General features: G+C 65.4%; 10 protein-coding genes. 3 read left to right on the forward strand and 7 right to left on the reverse strand.

Features of this window, described 5'->3' with window-relative positions; translation table 11 throughout:
• The first annotated feature begins 412 nt into the window (after positions 1–412).
• Positions 413–1855, forward strand: coding sequence for a sigma-54-dependent transcriptional regulator (locus tag P3T42_RS11315; protein WP_074295251.1), 1443 nt, complete (start codon positions 413–415; stop codon positions 1853–1855).
• 59 nt (positions 1856–1914) lie between these two features.
• Here P3T42_RS11315 and P3T42_RS11320 read toward each other — a convergent pair whose 3' ends face one another.
• Positions 1915–3081 carry a patatin-like phospholipase family protein gene (locus P3T42_RS11320; protein WP_429306084.1) on the reverse strand — a complete coding sequence of 389 codons (1167 nt, stop codon included), beginning with the start codon at positions 3079–3081 and terminating at the stop codon, positions 1915–1917.
• A 200-nt stretch (positions 3082–3281) separates the two neighbouring features.
• On the opposite strand from P3T42_RS11320, the gene P3T42_RS11325 reads away from it, so the two are divergent.
• Positions 3282–4865, forward strand: a complete 1584-nt coding sequence (locus tag P3T42_RS11325) for an MFS transporter (protein ID WP_429306085.1) — start codon at positions 3282–3284, stop codon at positions 4863–4865.
• Between the two features lie 256 nt (positions 4866–5121).
• Positions 5122–7584 (forward strand): mechanosensitive ion channel domain-containing protein, encoded by a 2463-nt coding sequence (locus tag P3T42_RS11330; RefSeq protein ID WP_429306086.1) that lies wholly within the window; start codon positions 5122–5124, stop codon positions 7582–7584.
• Positions 7585–7690: 106 nt separating this feature from the next.
• On the opposite strand, the gene P3T42_RS11335 is transcribed toward P3T42_RS11330, so the two are convergent.
• From P3T42_RS11335 to P3T42_RS11360, 6 genes are all read right to left on the reverse strand, one after another.
• On the reverse strand, positions 7691–10063 hold the full coding sequence (locus tag P3T42_RS11335; RefSeq protein ID WP_429306087.1) for a helicase C-terminal domain-containing protein: 2373 nt from the start codon (positions 10061–10063) through the stop codon (positions 7691–7693).
• A complete protein-coding gene (locus P3T42_RS11340) occupies positions 10060–11778 on the reverse strand; it encodes a VRR-NUC domain-containing protein (RefSeq protein ID WP_429306088.1) in 1719 nt (572 codons plus the stop codon). The genes P3T42_RS11335 and P3T42_RS11340 overlap by 4 nt, the downstream gene beginning before the upstream one ends.
• A 299-nt stretch (positions 11779–12077) precedes the next feature.
• On the reverse strand, positions 12078–13268 hold the full coding sequence (locus tag P3T42_RS11345; RefSeq protein WP_074297258.1) for a porin: 1191 nt from the start codon (positions 13266–13268) through the stop codon (positions 12078–12080).
• A 439-nt stretch (positions 13269–13707) separates the two neighbouring features.
• Positions 13708–15006 carry an L-fuconate dehydratase gene (locus P3T42_RS11350; RefSeq protein WP_074295247.1) on the reverse strand — a complete coding sequence of 433 codons (1299 nt, stop codon included), beginning with the start codon at positions 15004–15006 and terminating at the stop codon, positions 13708–13710.
• A gap of 137 nt (positions 15007–15143) precedes the next feature.
• Positions 15144–16085, reverse strand: coding sequence for an ABC transporter substrate-binding protein (locus P3T42_RS11355; RefSeq protein ID WP_074295246.1), 942 nt, complete (start codon positions 16083–16085; stop codon positions 15144–15146).
• Between the two features lie 117 nt (positions 16086–16202).
• Positions 16203–17228 (reverse strand): ABC transporter permease, encoded by a 1026-nt coding sequence (locus P3T42_RS11360; RefSeq protein WP_074295245.1) that lies wholly within the window; start codon positions 17226–17228, stop codon positions 16203–16205.
• Between the last annotated feature and the right edge of the window lie 13 nt (positions 17229–17241).

Here is a 17241-nt window from a genome sequence, read left to right on the forward strand (position 1 = left end):
GAATTAACAATTGCCCGAAAATAATCGATACATGGATTCCCAGATTGAGACAGAATTGATACACGACCTGCACCGAACTGCCCGCGCCACTCTCCAACGCGGCGCGCGCCCGTCCCTGATCGGGGCGGCGGGCCGGTGCGGGCCGCGAATTCCCTATCCAGATTAGCGTGTATGGCAAGTCCAATTGTTTTGTTCTATCTTTGGCCCATGCGTCGCATAGAGCGCAATATAGAGAGACCGGCGGGAAACACGCTGACTGCGGTATCAACGGGGGAACAAACGAAAATGAAAATTGAGAGTTCGTATGAACAAATTATTCGGCGCGCCATTGAGTTCACCATGAGCAACCGACGCGGTTGCGGTTCGCTTCCTGACCCAGCAAGCATGAACGCTGCATCGAACCGGGGGTAATATGACTACGAACGTCACGCCGCATGAAATAGACCGAACGGTGCTCTGTGTTTCTGCCAGACCCGATGAAATGCTGACCAAGTTTCTGGCCGCATGCGGCTGGCAGGTTGCCCACGCCAAGACCACCGCCATCGCCGAACGCATGATCGAGCGCGACAACATCAAGGTCGGCCTGATCGAGCTGCCCGAAAACTGCTCATCGCAACATCTGTCGGCGCTCGAAGCCTGCATGCGGCGGGTGGAGACCAACTGGGTCGCGCAGATCGCACCGGGCCAGTCCGACAACGAGCCGGTCAGCCGCTTCATCCTCGACTACTGCTTCGATTTCGTCACCCGGCCGTGCCTGAACGAACGGCTCATCTTCGCATTGGGACACGCCCATGGCCTGTCGAGCCTGCGCAAGATGCAGATCACGCCCGAACCCTCCATGGGCCGCCATGAAATGGTCGGCCAATGCGAGGCGATGCTCCAGCTTTATCGCCATATCGACAAATGCGCCGTCACGGACGCGCCGGTGTTTGTGGCCGGCGAGTCGGGCACCGGCAAGGAACTGACCGCACGCGCCATCCACGTACGCTCGCCGCGCTCGGCGCAGGCGTTCGTCGCGATCAACTGCGCGGCCATTCCGCCTACCCTGCTGCAGGCCGAACTGTTCGGCCACGAGCGCGGCGCCTTCACGGGCGCCGTGCAGCGCAAGACCGGGCGGATCGAAAGCGCGCATCAGGGCACGCTCTTTCTCGACGAGATCGGCGACATGCCGCACGAGTGCCAGGCGGTGCTGCTGCGCTTCCTGCAGGAAGGCACGATCGAGCGCCTCGGCGGCACCAGCGAGATCAAGGTGGACGTGCGGGTCATCTCCGCGACCCACGTCAACCTGGAAAAGGCCGTCGAAGATGGCCGGTTCCGTTCCGACCTGTATCACCGGCTGTGCGTGCTGCGGCTCGTCGAGCCGCCGTTGCGCGAACGCGGCGGCGACATCAAGCTGCTCGCCAACTACGCGCTCAGCATGTACAGGCAGGACGGGGCCCGCAAGATCCGCGGCTTTTCGAGCGATGCGGTGGTGGCCATGTCCAATTACGGCTGGCCCGGCAACGTCCGCGAGCTGATCAACTGCGTGCGCCGCGCGGTGGTGATGAGCGAGGGCCGCTTTATCACGGCCTCCGACCTCGGGCTGCCGCAATCGGCCAACGCACCGCCGGTGACGCTGGCCGAGATCCGCAGCAAGGCCGAAAAGGATGCGATCGAGCAGGCCTTGCAGCGGCATGGCTACAAGTTGTCGGAGGCGGCCGCCGATCTGGGCGTCTCGCGCGCCACGCTGTACCGGCTGATGCACGCCAACCGCGTCAATCAGGATGGCTCGTCGCGCCCGTCCGACGCGGCCGCACCGCCAGACGACGAAGACAGTGAGCGGGACTTGCCGTCGCTGACGGCGTCGACACATTGAGGCATTGACGCGTTGAGGCGGGCCGCCGGGTCTGTATGGCGTGGCGGCCGCTCCCGCGCTTACGCTGGTCCGGGATTGGCCTCCGGATCCGAGCGGTACACCGCAATGCCCTCCATCGGATCGGGCGGCTCACGCCATGGCGCCTTCTTCAGCACGCGCACGGTGTCCTCGTAACCCGCCGCCCAGCGCCGCTTGATGCCGCTCGATGAGAAATCGATGTCTTTGTGCAGATCGTCGCCCGCGAGACGCGGCGCGTCGAGCTCGATCACCTGCATGGTGGTCCCGCAGCCCCAGCCGAGCAATTCCCTGACCTCCGCGGCATCGCGCTGGTCCTCGGGAATGTATTGTTCCAGTTCGCGAATCACATGCCGCAGGCGGTGAATCTGCTTCTGCCGCTCGAGATGGCTTTCCGCGCGGCTTGAATACTGGATGTCGCGCTGCCGGCTCATCGCCTGCAGGATCGACCTGGGCGCCCGGCCATGCGCCGGCCACAACTGCACTGCAAAAATCACCGAGTCGCGCCGCGGATGATCGTCGAGCACCGCTTCGAGCGGCGTATTCGAGTAGACGCCGCCGTCCCACCATGCCTCGCCTTCGAGCTGCACCGCAGGGAAGCCCGGCGGAAAAGCGGCCGAGGCCATCACATGATCGACGTCGAGCGGCGCATCGCGGTTCGTGAAGTAGCGCATGCGCCCACTGGCGACGCTGACCGCGCCGACCGTCAAGCGAGTCTGCTTGCCGTTCAGATAGCCGAAGTCGATCAGCGACAACAGCGTTTCCCGCAGCGGCTCGGTCGAATAGAACGCGGCGGGCGCCAGGCCGCCATCGCTCTGCATTCCTAACAAGGCGCCGAGGCGCGGCGCAAAGAACGCCGGGATGCCGCGCGTCACGATCGACATGTTGCGTAACCAGTCGTCGAGCACGGGCAGCCAGCCGGCCGTGGCGCTGCCGCGATAGGCGACCTGGTCCCAGAACTGCTTGAGCCTGTCGATGCGCTGTCCGGGCGGATTGCCGGCGATGATCGCGCCGTTGATCGCGCCAATCGAGGTGCCGATCACCCAGTCGGGTTCGATCTGCGCTTCATGCAGCGCTTCATACACGCCGGCCTGATACGCGCCTAGCGCGCCGCCTCCCTGCAGGACAAAGACGACCTGACCGGGAATGTCGGCGCGGACCGGCTGCCCGGGCGTCGCGCCGGGCGTGTCGTCCGGTGCCTGGTTGACCATGGTGCTTCTCCGGTTGTGCAGCGCCGCCGCGCGCGCCTCGCTTCGCTTCGCTTCGAGTCGATGATGGCACGCGTGCATGACAACATGCAATGCAAGGCGCGTCGCATACCCCGCGCGCCCCTGGCCGCCGGGCCAGGCGCCTATCGCTCGCGGCATGGCATTGCTATGCTGCACGGAGATCATTCGCGCGAGGAGTGCACTTGGCCGGCCAGCAGCATCCCCACCCACCCGCGCGGGTCTCTCACGCCGTCGCCGCGCAGGCGAGCCCGTGCGACGAACTCGTCATCGGCGCGCAGCCGGTCGCGCCCGAGCGGGCCTGCCGTCACAAGCGGCTCGCGCTGGCGGCGACGATTCTCGGTTCGAGCATGGCGTTTATCGACGGCTCGGTCGTCAACGTCGCGCTACCGTCGATCCAGGCCGAGCTCATGGCCAGCGTCGCCGCGATCCAGTGGGTCGTCAACGCCTATCTGCTGTTTCTCGGCGCGCTGGTGCTGGTGGGCGGCTCGCTTGGCGACACACTGGGACGGCGGACGATCTTCGTGAGCGGCATCGGCATCTTTACGCTGGCGTCGATCGGCTGCGGTCTCGCGCCGCACGCCGGCGCCTTGATCGCCGCCCGCGCCGTGCAAGGCGTCGGCGCGGCGCTGCTGGTGCCGAGCAGTCTGGCGATTATCGGCGCCGTGTTCGACGAGCACGAGCGCGGCAAGGCGATCGGCACGTGGGCGGGCGTCGCCGCGATTACCTCTGCGGTCGGACCGGTGGCGGGCGGCTGGCTGGTGGATACGTTTTCGTGGCGGGCGATCTTCTTTCTCAACGTGCCGATTGCCTGTGCGACGGTCGCGCTGGCGCTCGCGGCAGTGCCGGACAGCCGCAAGTCCGGCGCGGCGGAACCACTGGACTGGCTCGGCGCGGCGGCGGCGGCCGTGGGTCTCGCCGCCCTCACCTATGGTCTGACGATCGCCTCCACGCGCGGCTTCGCCGATCCGCGCGTGCTCGGTCTGATCGGCACGGGCGTGGCGGTGCTGGCGGTTTTTGTGGTGATCGAAGCGAGGAGCCGCAATCCGATGGTGCCGCTCGATGTGTTTCGTTCGCGCGATTTCGTCGGCGCCAATCTGGTGACCTTGCTGCTGTACTTCGGCCTCGGCGGCGCGCTGTTCTTTCTGCCCTTCACGCTGATCCGCGCTTATGGCTACAGCGCCACTGCCGCGGGCGCTGCGCTGCTGCCGTTGCCGGTCACGCTGGGGCTGCTGTCGCGCTTCACCGGCAATCTGACCAGCCGGTACGGCGCACGTGCGCTGCTGACGGCCGGACCGGTGGTGGTGGCGGCCGGGTTCGCGATACTCGCCTTGCCATGGGCGCGCGGCGGCTACTGGACCGGGTTCTTTCCGCCCCTGACCGTGCTGGGCTTAGGCATGACCATCACGGTCGCGCCCTTGACGACCACAGTCATGACCGCCGTCACGTCCGAGCGCACCGGAGTCGCGTCCGGCATCAACAACGCGGTCGCCCGGGTGGCGAGCCTGCTCGCGGTCGCCGTGCTCGGCATCGTGTTTGTGTGGTCGCATAACGCGGTGCTCGCCACGCGGCTCGATCAGTTGCATGTGCCACAGGAGGCGGGCCGCAAAGGGCAATTGCTGGAACCGGGAGCGGCCTCGTCGCCGGCCCTCGCCCTTGCGCAGGCAGACGCGCTCGGCGCGGCGCTGCGCGCGGTCGCGCTGGTATCGGCCGCGTGCGCGCTGGCGGGGGCGGCCCTCGCAGCCACCACGATCCAGCCGCGCCGATGACGGCTGCGCGCTCGCCCTGCGCTTCGGCAATCGGCACCCGGCACGGCCCACGCGGCGTCGAGCGTGCATAATCCTCGTAGCGCGCGTGCTTACGATTGCCCGACACATGTCCGCCCGAGCGATTTATCCGGGCTCGCTCCCCCATCGTGCGGAACTTGCGTCGCGAGGCCGCTGTCGTCTTATAGTTCAGACTTTTCGGTCGAATTGACCTGCATCCGGACGGCGCCGCTCATCGCAGCCGTCCCGCCTATTCCCTATGCGCACACTACTTGTCATCTGGTTACTGAGCCTGCTCGCCGCGCCGGTCTTCGCCGCTCCGGCTCAGCCGGCCGCCGCCTCCGCCCCTCCCGCCGTCACGCTGACGCCCGACCAGGCCCGCCAGGCGCTGGTCGTCCTCAACGATCCGCAACGGCGCGCGCAGATTGAAGTCACCCTGCATGCGATCGCCGCAGCGGGCGCCCTTAGCGCGCCGCCCGCTTCCGCCCCGGCCGCGGCCTCGGCGCCGGCTGCCGCAAGCGGCGCGGCAGCGACCGTGCATGCAGCCTTCGAATCGAACGGTCTCGCTTCCCAACTGGCCCGCCAGGGCGCGCATGGGGCGGTGCAGATTGCCGGCGCCGTGCGCCGCTCGCTGGCGGCTCTGCTGGACGTGTCGTCCGTGCGCGGCTGGTGGACCGATCTGATGAACAGCCCGCAGCAACGCGCGGTGCTCGGCAATATCCTGCTGACGCTGCTGGGTACGTTGCTGCCCGCGCTGGCGCTGGAGTGGCTTGCGCGCCGTCTGCTGCGCCGCGCGATTACCGCGCTCGCGGTACGCCGCAACGTCGATCCGCGCGAACTGTTCCTTGACGAGCCGTCTGAAGCGACGCTGGCGGCGCAGGCCGCTCAAGCCGCCCAGGCCGCGCCGGCCGATGCCGCCGGCGCGCGCCACGCCGCCCACCACTATTCGTTGCTGCGCCGTCTGCCGCGCGCTGCGTTGCGCATGGTGGTTCGATTCGTGCCGCTCGGCGTGTTTATCGGCGCATCGAGCCTGCTGATGTCGATCCTCACCGACGAAGGCACGCCGCAAGACCGCGCGCTCGATTCGATCATCGATATCTACGTGCTGTGCCGCGTAGTCGTCATCGTCAGCGGCTTCTTTTTGCAGCCCGACGCGCCGCGCCTGCGTCTGCTGCAGATGGGCACGACCTGGGCTGCCTTCACACAGCGCTGGATGGTGATTTTCGTCAGCGTCGTCGGAGCGGGCTCGGCGATCGCCGATACCGCCGTGGTCCTCGGCCTGAACGAAGCCGCCCATCTCGCCTTGATGAAAGTGGTCGCGCTGATCGGCCACGTGATGATCTCACTGCTGATCCTGCAATGCCGCCGGCCGGTTGCCGCGCGCATCCGGGCGCGCTGCGCCGCCAGCACGTCGCTGTCGGTCATCGGCAATGCGCTGGCGGACTCGTGGGCCACCATCGGCGTGTTCGTCGTGATGGCGCTGTGGTTCGTGTGGGCGCTCGACGTGCGCAACGGCTACCACGCCCTGCTGCACCTCGGCGGCATTTCGATTGCGGTGCTGGTGGCGGCGCGCGTGGTGTCCATCGTGATCTTCGGCGCGCTCGCGCGGCTCTTCGACGGCCAGGATCCGCAAACGAGCGACTCGCTCGTGCATCAGCATGCGTACCGCTATTACCCGCTGCTGCGCCGCGTCGTCTCGTGGACGGTCGGCATCATCACCGCGCTGGTGCTGCTGCAGGTGTGGGGCGCTGACGTCAGCATGCTGTTCCAGAGCGGCACCATTGGCCACCGGCTCGCCTCCGCGCTCGTCACGATTGCCGTGGCGGCGGCCGTGGCGCTGTTCGTGTGGGAAGCGGCCAACGTCACCGTCGAGCGGCGCCTGCACCAATGGACCAACGCAGGCGACCTGGTGCGCGCCGCGCGGCTGCGCACCTTGTTGCCGATGCTGCGCAGCCTGCTGTTTGTCGTGATCGCGCTGGTGGTGGTCCTGACGGGACTGAGCGAACTCGGCGTGAACATCGGGCCGCTGCTGGCCGGCGCCAGCATCTTCGGCGTGGCGCTCGGCTTCGGCTCGCAGAAACTGGTGCAGGATTTCATCACCGGCATCTTCCTGTTGATGGAAAACGCCATGCAGGTGGGCGACTGGGTCACGCTCGCCGGCGTGTCGGGCACCGTCGAATATCTGTCGATCCGCACGGTGCGTTTGCGCGGCGGCGACGGCTCGCTGTACACGGTGCCGTTCAGTTCCGTGTCGACGGTCAACAATACCAACCGCGGCCTCGGCAACGCGGCCGTGAAGGTCAGCATTCTCTATGGCCAGGACGTGGACCTCGCGATCGCCACGCTGAAGGAAATCGGCGCGTCGTTGCGTGAGGATCCGCAGTTCAAGGACGGCATCCTGTCCGACTTCGCGTACTGGGGCATCGATTCGGTAGACGGTTCGGCGATCACAATGAGCGGCCAGATCCAGTGCCGCGACAGCGGACGCTGGGGCGTGCAGCGCGAATTCAACCGGCGCGTGGCGAACCTGTTTCAGGCACGGGGTATCCAGATCGCGAATCCGCAACGCACGGTAATGGTTCGCAGCGATGCCCAGATGGGCGCGGGGAAAGCAGATGAGGGCGCGGCAGTCGATGCGGAGGCGCCGAATGCTGCCGACAAGCCGGATACCTCGGCGCAAGCCGCTCCATCGCCCAATGTTGCGAAGCCGCCCGCGGCTTAAGTTCCAGCCATGCGCGACGCTGAGCAATCCGGTATCGCAGCATGGCCAGCGCGCCGCTACGCCAGCCACTCCACCGGCATCAAGACCTCGCCTACCGGCGCCGGCTTCACGGCACCTGCCACCAGCGCGGCAACAGGCGACGCACCTCGGGGCGCCGGTAGCGGTCGTCGATCAGATGCACGACGCCCACGTCCTGCTCCGTGCGAATCACCCGCCCCGCCGCCTGGACGACCTTCTGCAGGCCCGGATAGAGGTACATGTAGTCGTAGCCGTTGCCGAACTTCGCCTCCATGGTGCGGCGCATCTGCTCGTTGACGTCGTTCATCTGCGGCAGGCCCAGCGTGGCGATAAACGCGCCGATCAACTGTTCGCCCACCAGGTCCACGCCCTCCGAAAACGCACCGCCCAGCACGGCAAATCCCACGCCACGACCCATCGCCCTGAAGCGCGCGAGAAACGCCTCGCGCGCCGCTTCATCCATGCCCTGCTCCTGCGCCCAAACGGGCACCTCAGGATAGCGTTCGCGCATCAGCGTCTCAACCCGCTGCAGATAGTCGAAACTGCTCAGGAAACCCAGGTAATTGCCTGGCTGCGCGGCGTACTGCCGGGCGATCAGATCGACGATCGGCACGAGCGAGCGCTCGCGATCGCGCCAGCGCGTCGACACATGGCTCGCGACATGCACCTTCAATTGCTCCGCGCGAAACGGCCCTTCGACGTCGAGCCAGCGGGTCTCGTCCGCGAGGCCAAGCGTGTCGCGATAAAAGTGATGCGGACTGAGCGTGCCGGAGAACATCACGGTGGTGCGCGCCGCGGCATAACGCGGGGCGAGAAACGGCGCGGGGATCACGTTGCGCACGCAGAGCGTCGACGCGGCCTTTGGACGGGCGGTTGTACTGCCGGCAAGACGCGTGGCTTTCGGCGCGCCGGCTGCCAGGCCGCCGAGCTGACGCGCAACGTAGCGATCCGGCACAAGCGTCGCGTCGAACACCGAGTGCTCGCCGAACTGCTCCGCGAGCGACACGAAGTGCATCGCGTCGAAGTAGAAACGCAGTTGGGTTTCGTCGATCGACAGCGGTGCTTCGGCCAACTGCTCGGTCACCGCGCCGATCAGATTCTGCGCGGCGCTCAGGAAGCGCGGCGGCACGTCCGGGTGCACCTCGTAGGCGTCGGTCTGCGCGCGATTCAGTGCATTCCACTCGCGGTTCAACCGCTCGAGCGGTTTGCGCAGCGCGGCCGGCGCGCTCTTGCGGGCGGCCCGGAACGCGCTTTGCTCCAGCGACGCCGTGTACATGCGCCGCGCCCGGTCGAGCAGGTTGTGCGCCTCGTCGACCAGCACCGCCACCCGCCACTGGTTGATTTGCGTGAGCGCATAGAGCAAGGCGCTGCTGTCGTAGTAGTAGTTGTAGTCGCCCACGACGATGTCGCTCCAGCGCACCAGTTCCTGGGAGAGGTAGTACGGACAGACATCGTGTGCGAGCGCCGCTTTGCGTACCGCCGCGCGGTCGAGTCGATGCCCGGTCAGTGCCGTGCTGCGCGCGGCGTCGAGGCGGTCATAGAAGCCGCGCGCGAGCGGACAGGAGTCTCCGTGGCAAGCCTTGTCGGGGTGCTCGCAGGCCTTGTCGCGGGCGACCAGTTCGAGTGTGCGCAACGGCAGTGGTGATGTGGCGGTGTCGGCACTCGCCCCGGCACTGGCACTGGCACTGGCACTGGCATGCAACATCTCAACCGCATCCAGCGCCAGCGCGCGCCCCGGCGTTTTCGCAGTCAGAAAAAAGATCCGCTCGATCTGATCCGCCGCACAAGCCTTCAGCAGCGGAAAGATCGTCGCAAGCGTCTTGCCGATCCCCGTGGGCGCCTGCGCCATCAGATTCCGCCCATCGCGTGCAGCCCGGTAGACCGACACCGCCAGTTCGCGCTGACCGCTGCGAAACTCGCCGTGAGGAAACGCCAGCGTGCTCAAGGCCGCATTGCGTGCGCTACGGTGCGCCTCCTCCTGCATCGCCCAGTCGATAAACCGTTCGCATTGCTCGACAAAAAACGCCTCCAGCGAAGCCGCGTCATGCAACTGCGTGAGTACCGTCTCCTTCTGGCTCGCGATGTCGAAATACACCAACGCCACCTGCAACTCGCGCAAGCCGCGCGCCTGGCACAGCAGGTGTCCATAGACCAACGCCTGGGCCCAGTGCAAAACCCGGTGATTGGCCGGCATCGCCTCGAGGTCGCCGCGATAGGTCTTGACCTCCTCCAGCCGGTTGAGCACGCCGTCGTAGCCATCCGCTCGGCCGCGCACGCTCAGGCTGCGATGCGTGCCGGTCAGCGTGATCTCCGATTCGTAGTCGCTCGCCCGGCGCGCGGCGACGATCCCGTGTCCGGCGATGCCTTCGGCGGCGGTTGGCGCGGGCGTAAAGCGCAGATCGAGATCGCCGCGCCGCGCCGTGAATTCGCACAATGCCCGCACGGCCACGACGTACGTCATACCGCCGCCTCGGTGCCGCCTGCGAGCGCGTCGTCGGTCCAGCGCACATCGAGCACGCGCACCGGCATGCCGTGCTGCGCGCAGTACTCCAGCCAACGGATCTGGTTGTCCTGCAGACGATCGCCCGGTCCCTTCACCTCGATCAACTCATAGCGCCGCTCGGCAGGCCAGAAACGCACCAGATCGGGCAGCCCCGAACGGTTGCTGCGGATATCGCGCAGTAACCGCTCGAAGCAGAGTTTCAGATGCGCGGCCGGCAGGCAGTCAAGCGCCTGCGTCACCAGTTCGGGCGTCAATACGCCCCAGAACACAAACGGCGACTGCAAGCCGGCCTTGCTCTGCAGATGCCGCAGGATCGTCTCGCGATACGCGCCGCTCTCGAGTTGCGCGAGGCATGCGTCGAACTGGGCGGCGCGGCGCGCATGGAAATCGGGCGCATGCAGATCCGCGGGGCCGCGCTGGAATGGATGGAAGAACGCACCCGGCAGCGCCGCAAACACCGGCTCCCAGCACAGCAAGCCGAATAGCGAGTTGATCAGCGCGTTCTCGACGTAGTGCACCGGCGCTTGCGGGCAGCTCAGATGGTCGCGCGCCACAAATTCCACGTTGAACGGCTCAACGGGCCGCTCCAGAACCAGCGCGCTACGTTCGATAGGCCGTGCGCGTGCGGCCCGCGCCACCGGATGACCCAGGCGGCGCTGCAGGCGCGGCAGCAGGCGCACGACGCGTTGGTGCTCCTCTTCGCTTTCCGGCGCCTCGGCGGCCTGCAACGCCAGCGTCAGCGCCGCGTCAAAGCGGCCGCTGCGTTCGAGCACCCGCATGCGCCGATGACGTGCGCCCGGCCACGCGCAACCGGCATAGACGGTCAGCGCCGCCTCCCAGTCCTGCCGGCGCTCGCAATGCTGGCCGATGCGGAACAGCAGCTTCGCACGGCGCGTGTCGAGCCAGGCATGGCCGGTTTCGATGGCCGCGATGTCGGCTAGAAGCGGCTCGATGGAATCGCCTTCGGCGAGCGTGTCGAGCGTTTCACGGCAGGCGTGCAGGGCCAGATAGCGGTCCACATCCTCTCGCTGCTGGAAGGCTCGCGACGACGGCGCGAACGCCACCGTTTCGTACTGGAACACGCCGAGATCGGCGAGCACGAACTCCGACCAGTCCTGCTGCAGATTGCCGAAAAACATCAGGCGCAGACGCTCGCACAACGGCGCGATGGCGACGTGAAGCACGCGGTCGGCGCTGTGCGGATCCCAGATGTCGTAGGGCTTCGTTTCGTCGTGGGTGGCGCGCAGGGCTTCGAGCAGATCCGACTTGCGGCCGCCTTTGCTCGCGCGGACGTGGGCAAACACGTGGGCAAACATCTGCTGCAGTTCGGGGCGGGTCGCGAGGTTGAACAACTCGTCGAGGCTCAGATGCGGCGCGGCGTCGATCCAGCCCAGCGCGACCAGCGGCGCAGCAGCCTGCAGCGGACAACCGATTTCGTCGTAGTCAAGACGGCTGGCCCTGAACAGCGTGCCCTTGCGCATCAGCATGCGCACGAGCAGCGCTCTTGAGGCCTGCGGTAGGCCGCCGAATGCGCCGAGAAAGTGGCGTTCGTCCGCGCCGAAGACGTCGTCGTAGCGCTCGGTGAGCCACGCCAGCGCGCGCTCGAAATTCAGCAGGTAATAAGGCACGCCCACCGAAGGCGCACCCGAAGCAGGCGCACTCCGGGAAGGCACACCCAAAGGCGGCGCAGGCTCGCCCGAGGGGCCGAAAGGCAACCCGGAGGGAGCGACGGAGGGCGCATCAGGAAGCATCGGTCACCACGGAGCATTCACAAAGACTGTATGTTTATACAGTCTATGATAGCAAACCCCGCATGGCCCGGGCGCTGACGCCGAGAAGAAACAGAAAACAGAAAACAGGAATGGCCGGACGTGGTGCCGGCAGGACGACTGCCCGCACCACGTCCGGCGGAAGCTCCCTTCCCCGCGGCACACCTCACGGCGCGCCGCGGATCAACAGGATTCCTCTTCGATCAGAAGCGGTGCTTCAGGCCGACCGCCACCACCACCTGCTGGTTACCCGACGACGGATCGAGGCTGTAGACGCTGGCATCGAACGCTGCATTGCCGTTGCCGCCGCCGACGCGCTGGTACACGCCTTCGAGGTAGACGTCGGTGCGCGGCGAAAGCAGATAATCGGCTTGCGCCATGATCTGGTTCCAGTGCGGCGTAGCCGACGTGTAACCCTTCGATGCGCCGCCGAAGCCGCCCGTCGTGTACGTATAGGCCGCGCCGAGGCTAAAGTCCGGCCGCACGAAATAGCGACCGTTGATTTCGAAGTTGTCGAACTTGATGTAGCTGCCGCCGATCGCGCCGGTCGAGGTGCTGCCGCCCTGCCAGATGCCCGTCACGTTGTCGGTGACGGAGTGGGTCCAGACGACGCCGATAGACGACTTGCCGAACTTGTATTGCGCACCCGCGCCGTAGATCTGCTGGCTGCCGCCCGTCGTGAGCTGGTCGCCGTCGCCCGTGCTGACTGCGCCGGACGCGTTCGCCAGCGAAGGCTGGGACGTACGGTTGATCTGCAGGTACGCCGCCGCGACATTGAACGGGCCGTACGTGTAGCTCGTGCCCAGGCTGTAGGCGCTGTTGTTGGCGAAGCCGCCCGCCTCGCCGGAGAACGCATACATCGCGCCCGCCTTGAAGCCGCCGTAGGAAGCGCTGCTGAACTTGACCGAGTTGTCGAGGCGCAGGTCGTTGTTCAGGTTGTCGTTGTCGTACACGTGCGCGGCCAGGTTGCCGCCGAAGCCCGAACCCGTCGCGCTCAACGGCGCGACGTAGTCAACCATGAAATCGTACTGGCGGCCGAGCGAGAGCGTGCCGTATTCGCTCGAACGCAGCCCCACCCAGGCTTGCCGGCCGAACAGGTCGCCGCCGTTCTTCAGGCCGCCGTTGTCCACGTTAAAGCCGTTTTCCAGCCAGAATACCGCGGAGAGGCCACCGCCGAGATCTTCCGTGCCGCGCAGGCCCCAACGCGACGTGAAGACGTTGCCGCTCTGCATCGACCAGGCGCTTGCACCTGCCGACGTACCGCTCGACGGCGACACGCGAGCGTTGTTCTGATAGACAACGCCCGTATCAATGAGTCCAAAAAGCGTGACGCTGCTTTGAGCGTGCGCCGCTCCCGCTACCAGCATGGCCGCCACCGCAGCCAGATATCGCATCTTGATCAATCCACACCCCGTTCAAGTACGTTTTTTCTCACTCGACGATCGGCGATCGCCGTGAAAAAAACGAGCGAAGTATAGGGTTGGGTTTAATTGCGTTGAACGAGATAATCGCGGAAATCAGACTTCCAGATTCTAGTGATAATTCTTCATAAAATCTTAACAGTCCCGCATACTGGCCCGCCTGCGGGCGGTTTCGGGGAATGGGATTCGAGGCGACCCGGCCAGCCGCGGATGACAGCGGCCGTCTGGCTCTCTACGACGGATGCGGCATGTCGCAAATCCACCACAAGCGGAATTATCGCTGCCTCAGCGGCGCTTAACAACATCATTCGAAAATTGCAATGATTAATTTCGCCCCGGTTTATGATTTGCTGCTGAAATTTAATTCTAATGATATCAAAAATTTAATTTAAAACGCAGGGTCTTGTGCATCCTAAGACCGCCAGGCAGGACCCTTGGGAAAGTGATACTGATCGAGCGAGGCCGCATGCATTTCGATGCTGTAGCCGGGACGCTGCGGCGGCATGTAGCGGCCATGGCGGATCACGACCGGATCGACGAAGTGCTCGTGCAGATGATCCACGTACTCGAGCACCCGGTTATCCAGCGACGCCGACACGCAGATATAGTCGAACAGCGAAATGTGCTGGACGTACTCGCACAAGCCGACGCCCCCCGCGTGCGGGCACACCGGCACGCCGAATTTCGCCGCCATCAGCAGGACCACGATCACCTCGTTCAGACCGCCCAGGCGGCAGCTATCCACCTGGCAAAAGTCGATGGCCTCGGCCTGCAGTAACTGCTTGAACATCACGCGGTTCTGGCAATGCTCGCCGGTCGCGACGCCGATGGGCCGAAGCCGGCGGCGGATCGCCGCGTGGCCGAGCACGTCGTCGGGGCTGGTGGGCTCTTCGATCCACCACGGGTCGAATTGCGCGAGACGCCGCATGTTCGCGACCGCCTCATCCACATCCCACACCTGGTTGGCGTCCATCATCAGTTTGCGGTCCTGACCGATTTCTTCACGCAGGATGCGGGCGCGGCGCATGTCCTCTTCGAGGTTGCCGCCCACCTTCTGCTTGAAGTGCGTCCAGCCTTGCGCGACGCCTTCGCGGGCGAGCCGGCGAATCTTGTCGTCGTCATAACCGAGCCAGCCGGCCGAAGTCGTGTAGGCCGGAAAGCCCTGCGCCAGCATTTCCTGTTCGCGTTCGCCCTTGGTCCGCGCATGACGGTGCAGCATGGCGATGGCTTCCTGCGGCGTGATCGCGTCGGTCACATAGCGGAAGTCGAGGCAACGCACGAGCTCCTCAGGGCTCATGTCCACCAGCAGCTTCCACACCGGCTTGCCCTCCGCTTTCGCCCACAGGTCCCAGGCGGCATTGACGACCGCCGCCGTCGCCAGATGAATGGCGCCCTTGTCCGGGCCGATCCAGCGCAACTGGCTATCCGAGGTCAGCATGCGCCAGAAGCCGCCCATATTCCCGGCGATATCCTCGAGCGTGGTGCCGACCACGAGCGGCGCCAGCGCCTCGACCGCACTCACGCAGATCTCGTTGCCGCGCCCGATGGTGAAGGTCAGGCCGTGGCCCGTGAGCGCCTGCGGCGAATCGGTTTCGAGCGTGACGTAGGTAGCCGAATAATCGGGCGCGGCGTTCATCGCATCGGAGCCGTCGAGCGAACGCGAGGTCGGGAAGCGAATGTCCCGCACGGACAGCCTGGTGATCGTGGTCATCTGAATCCCCTCTTCGCAGACAGCAACCGGTTACCCATCTACCCATCAGACGCCACGCCATGCAACGACGCGGGCCGCGAAGCCGCAAGACGCCGCGACCCTGCCACTCCCACCGCGCTACGCCGCGGCGGTAACGTTCAATCGTAAAGCACGGCGGCGATCTTCGGATCGTTGATATTGCTCTTGTCGTACCAGTAGAAGCCCGTGTCCACCTTCTTGGGCAGCGTTTCGCCCTTCAGCGCCTTCACCGCGGAATCGACGACGCACTTGCCGATGCCGATCGGGTTCTGCGTAATGGCGCCGTACATCAGGCCTGAATTGATGTCGTCCTTTTGCTCCTTGCCGGAGTCGTAGCCGATCAGGACCAGCTTCTTGCCCGATTCCTTCACGCCAATTGCAGCCCCTTCCGCCGAGCCTTCATTCGAGCCGAAGATGCCCTTCAGGTTGGGATTGGCCTGGATCATCGTCTTGGCGATTTCCGCCGACTTCAGATGGTCGCCGCCGCCGTACTGGACCGAGACGATCTTGATGTTCGGATGCTTCGCCTTCATCTCGTTCAGGAAGCCGTCGCGACGGTCGACGCCGGTGCGGCTGGTCTGGTCGTGCACGATCAGGCCGACTTCACCCGAATCGCCGATCGCCTCGGCCATCTTGTCGGCGGCGAGCGAGGCTGCCGCCACGTTGTCCGTCGCGCACGTCGTCAGCGGAATGTTGCTGTCCACCCCCGAGTCGAACGCAATGATTGGGATCTTTTGCGCCTGCGCACGCCTCAGCAGCGGAATGGCCGCCTTGCTGTCGAGCGCGGCGATGCCGAGCGCCTGCGGCTTCTTGGCGAGCGCGGCCGACAGCATGTCGATCTGCTTGTCGACCATGGCCTCGGTTTCCGGACCCTCGAAGGTGATCCTGACGTTCTGTTCCTTGGCCGACTGCTCTGCGCCGGCTTTGACCGCCTGCCAGAACTGATGCTGGAAGCCTTTCGAAATGAGCGGGATATAGGGTTCGTCGGCGAGCGCAAAGCTCGTGCCGCCAACGAGCGCGCCGACGCCGACCGCGACGCCGATGAGTCTTCTTTTAAACATGAGTTATCTCCTCCTAAGGTGGGCCATCAACCTGCAGCCGTTGGGGGAGCCTCTTGCGCTCCCTTTTCTTCGATGCTGATTCCGAGCTTGCCCTGCACCGCGTCGCGTCGCAACGCGTCAGCTTTTCTTGCGCCGCAAAATATCGGCATACACCGCGAGAATGATGATGAGACCGGTCACGACGATCTGCCACTCCTGCGCGACGGACAGGATGCGCAGGCCATTGGTCAGCACGCTCATGATGAACGCGCCGATGATCGTGCCGAGTATCGTGCCCGAGCCGCCGCTGAGCGACGTGCCGCCTATCACCACCGCGGCGATCGCTTCGAGTTCATAGCCCTGGCCGAGCGCCGGCTGCGCCGAGTTCAGGCGCGAGGCGATCAGCAGCCCCGCGACGCCGCAAATGGCCCCGCCCAGGCTGTAAATGGCGATCTTCCAGCGGTCGACATTCACGCCGGACAGCCGCACCGCCTCTTCGTTGCTGCCGAGCGCAAAGGTATAGCGGCCGAGCGCCGTGCGATTGAGCGTGATCGAACTCGCCACCGCGAGGAAAAACAGGATCAGGACCGCGTTCGGAATCGGCATGCTCGGCAGGACATAACCGATCAGCGAATCCTGCGAGATCATGTAGAAATTTTCGGTGTCGGTGAAGTAGATCGGCTTGTCGGCCGAGACGACCAGCGACAGCCCTTTGAGCAGCATCATCATGCCGAGGGTGGCAATGAACGGCGGAATCTTCATTTTCGCCGTGAGGGTGCCCGAAATGCTGCCGCAGATCGCGCCGGTCGCAATCGCCGCGACGACGCCGATCCACATCGGCAGATGCCAGTTGGTCAGGAACACGCCGCAAATCACCGCCGTGAAGGTCATCAAGGTGCCGACCGACAGATCGATGCCGCCGGTGATGATGACGAACGTGCAGGCGATTGCCAGCACGCCGTTGACCGCCGTCGCCTGCAGAATCCCGAGCATGTTGTCCATCTGCATGAACGAGGGCGAGGCGAAGCTGAAAAACACCAGCAGCAGGATCAGGCTGCCGAAGGCGAGCAGCTTTTGCAACGCGGCCGGCGCGAAGAGGCGCGCTCTCAGGCCCGAAGGTACCGCCTTGCTGCCTAGCGCCGATGTATCCGATGGCTGTGTCATGAAAGACCTCGTG

The organism is Paraburkholderia sp. GAS38, from assembly GCF_050434965.1.
Lineage (GTDB): Bacteria > Pseudomonadota > Gammaproteobacteria > Burkholderiales > Burkholderiaceae > Paraburkholderia > Paraburkholderia phenazinium_A.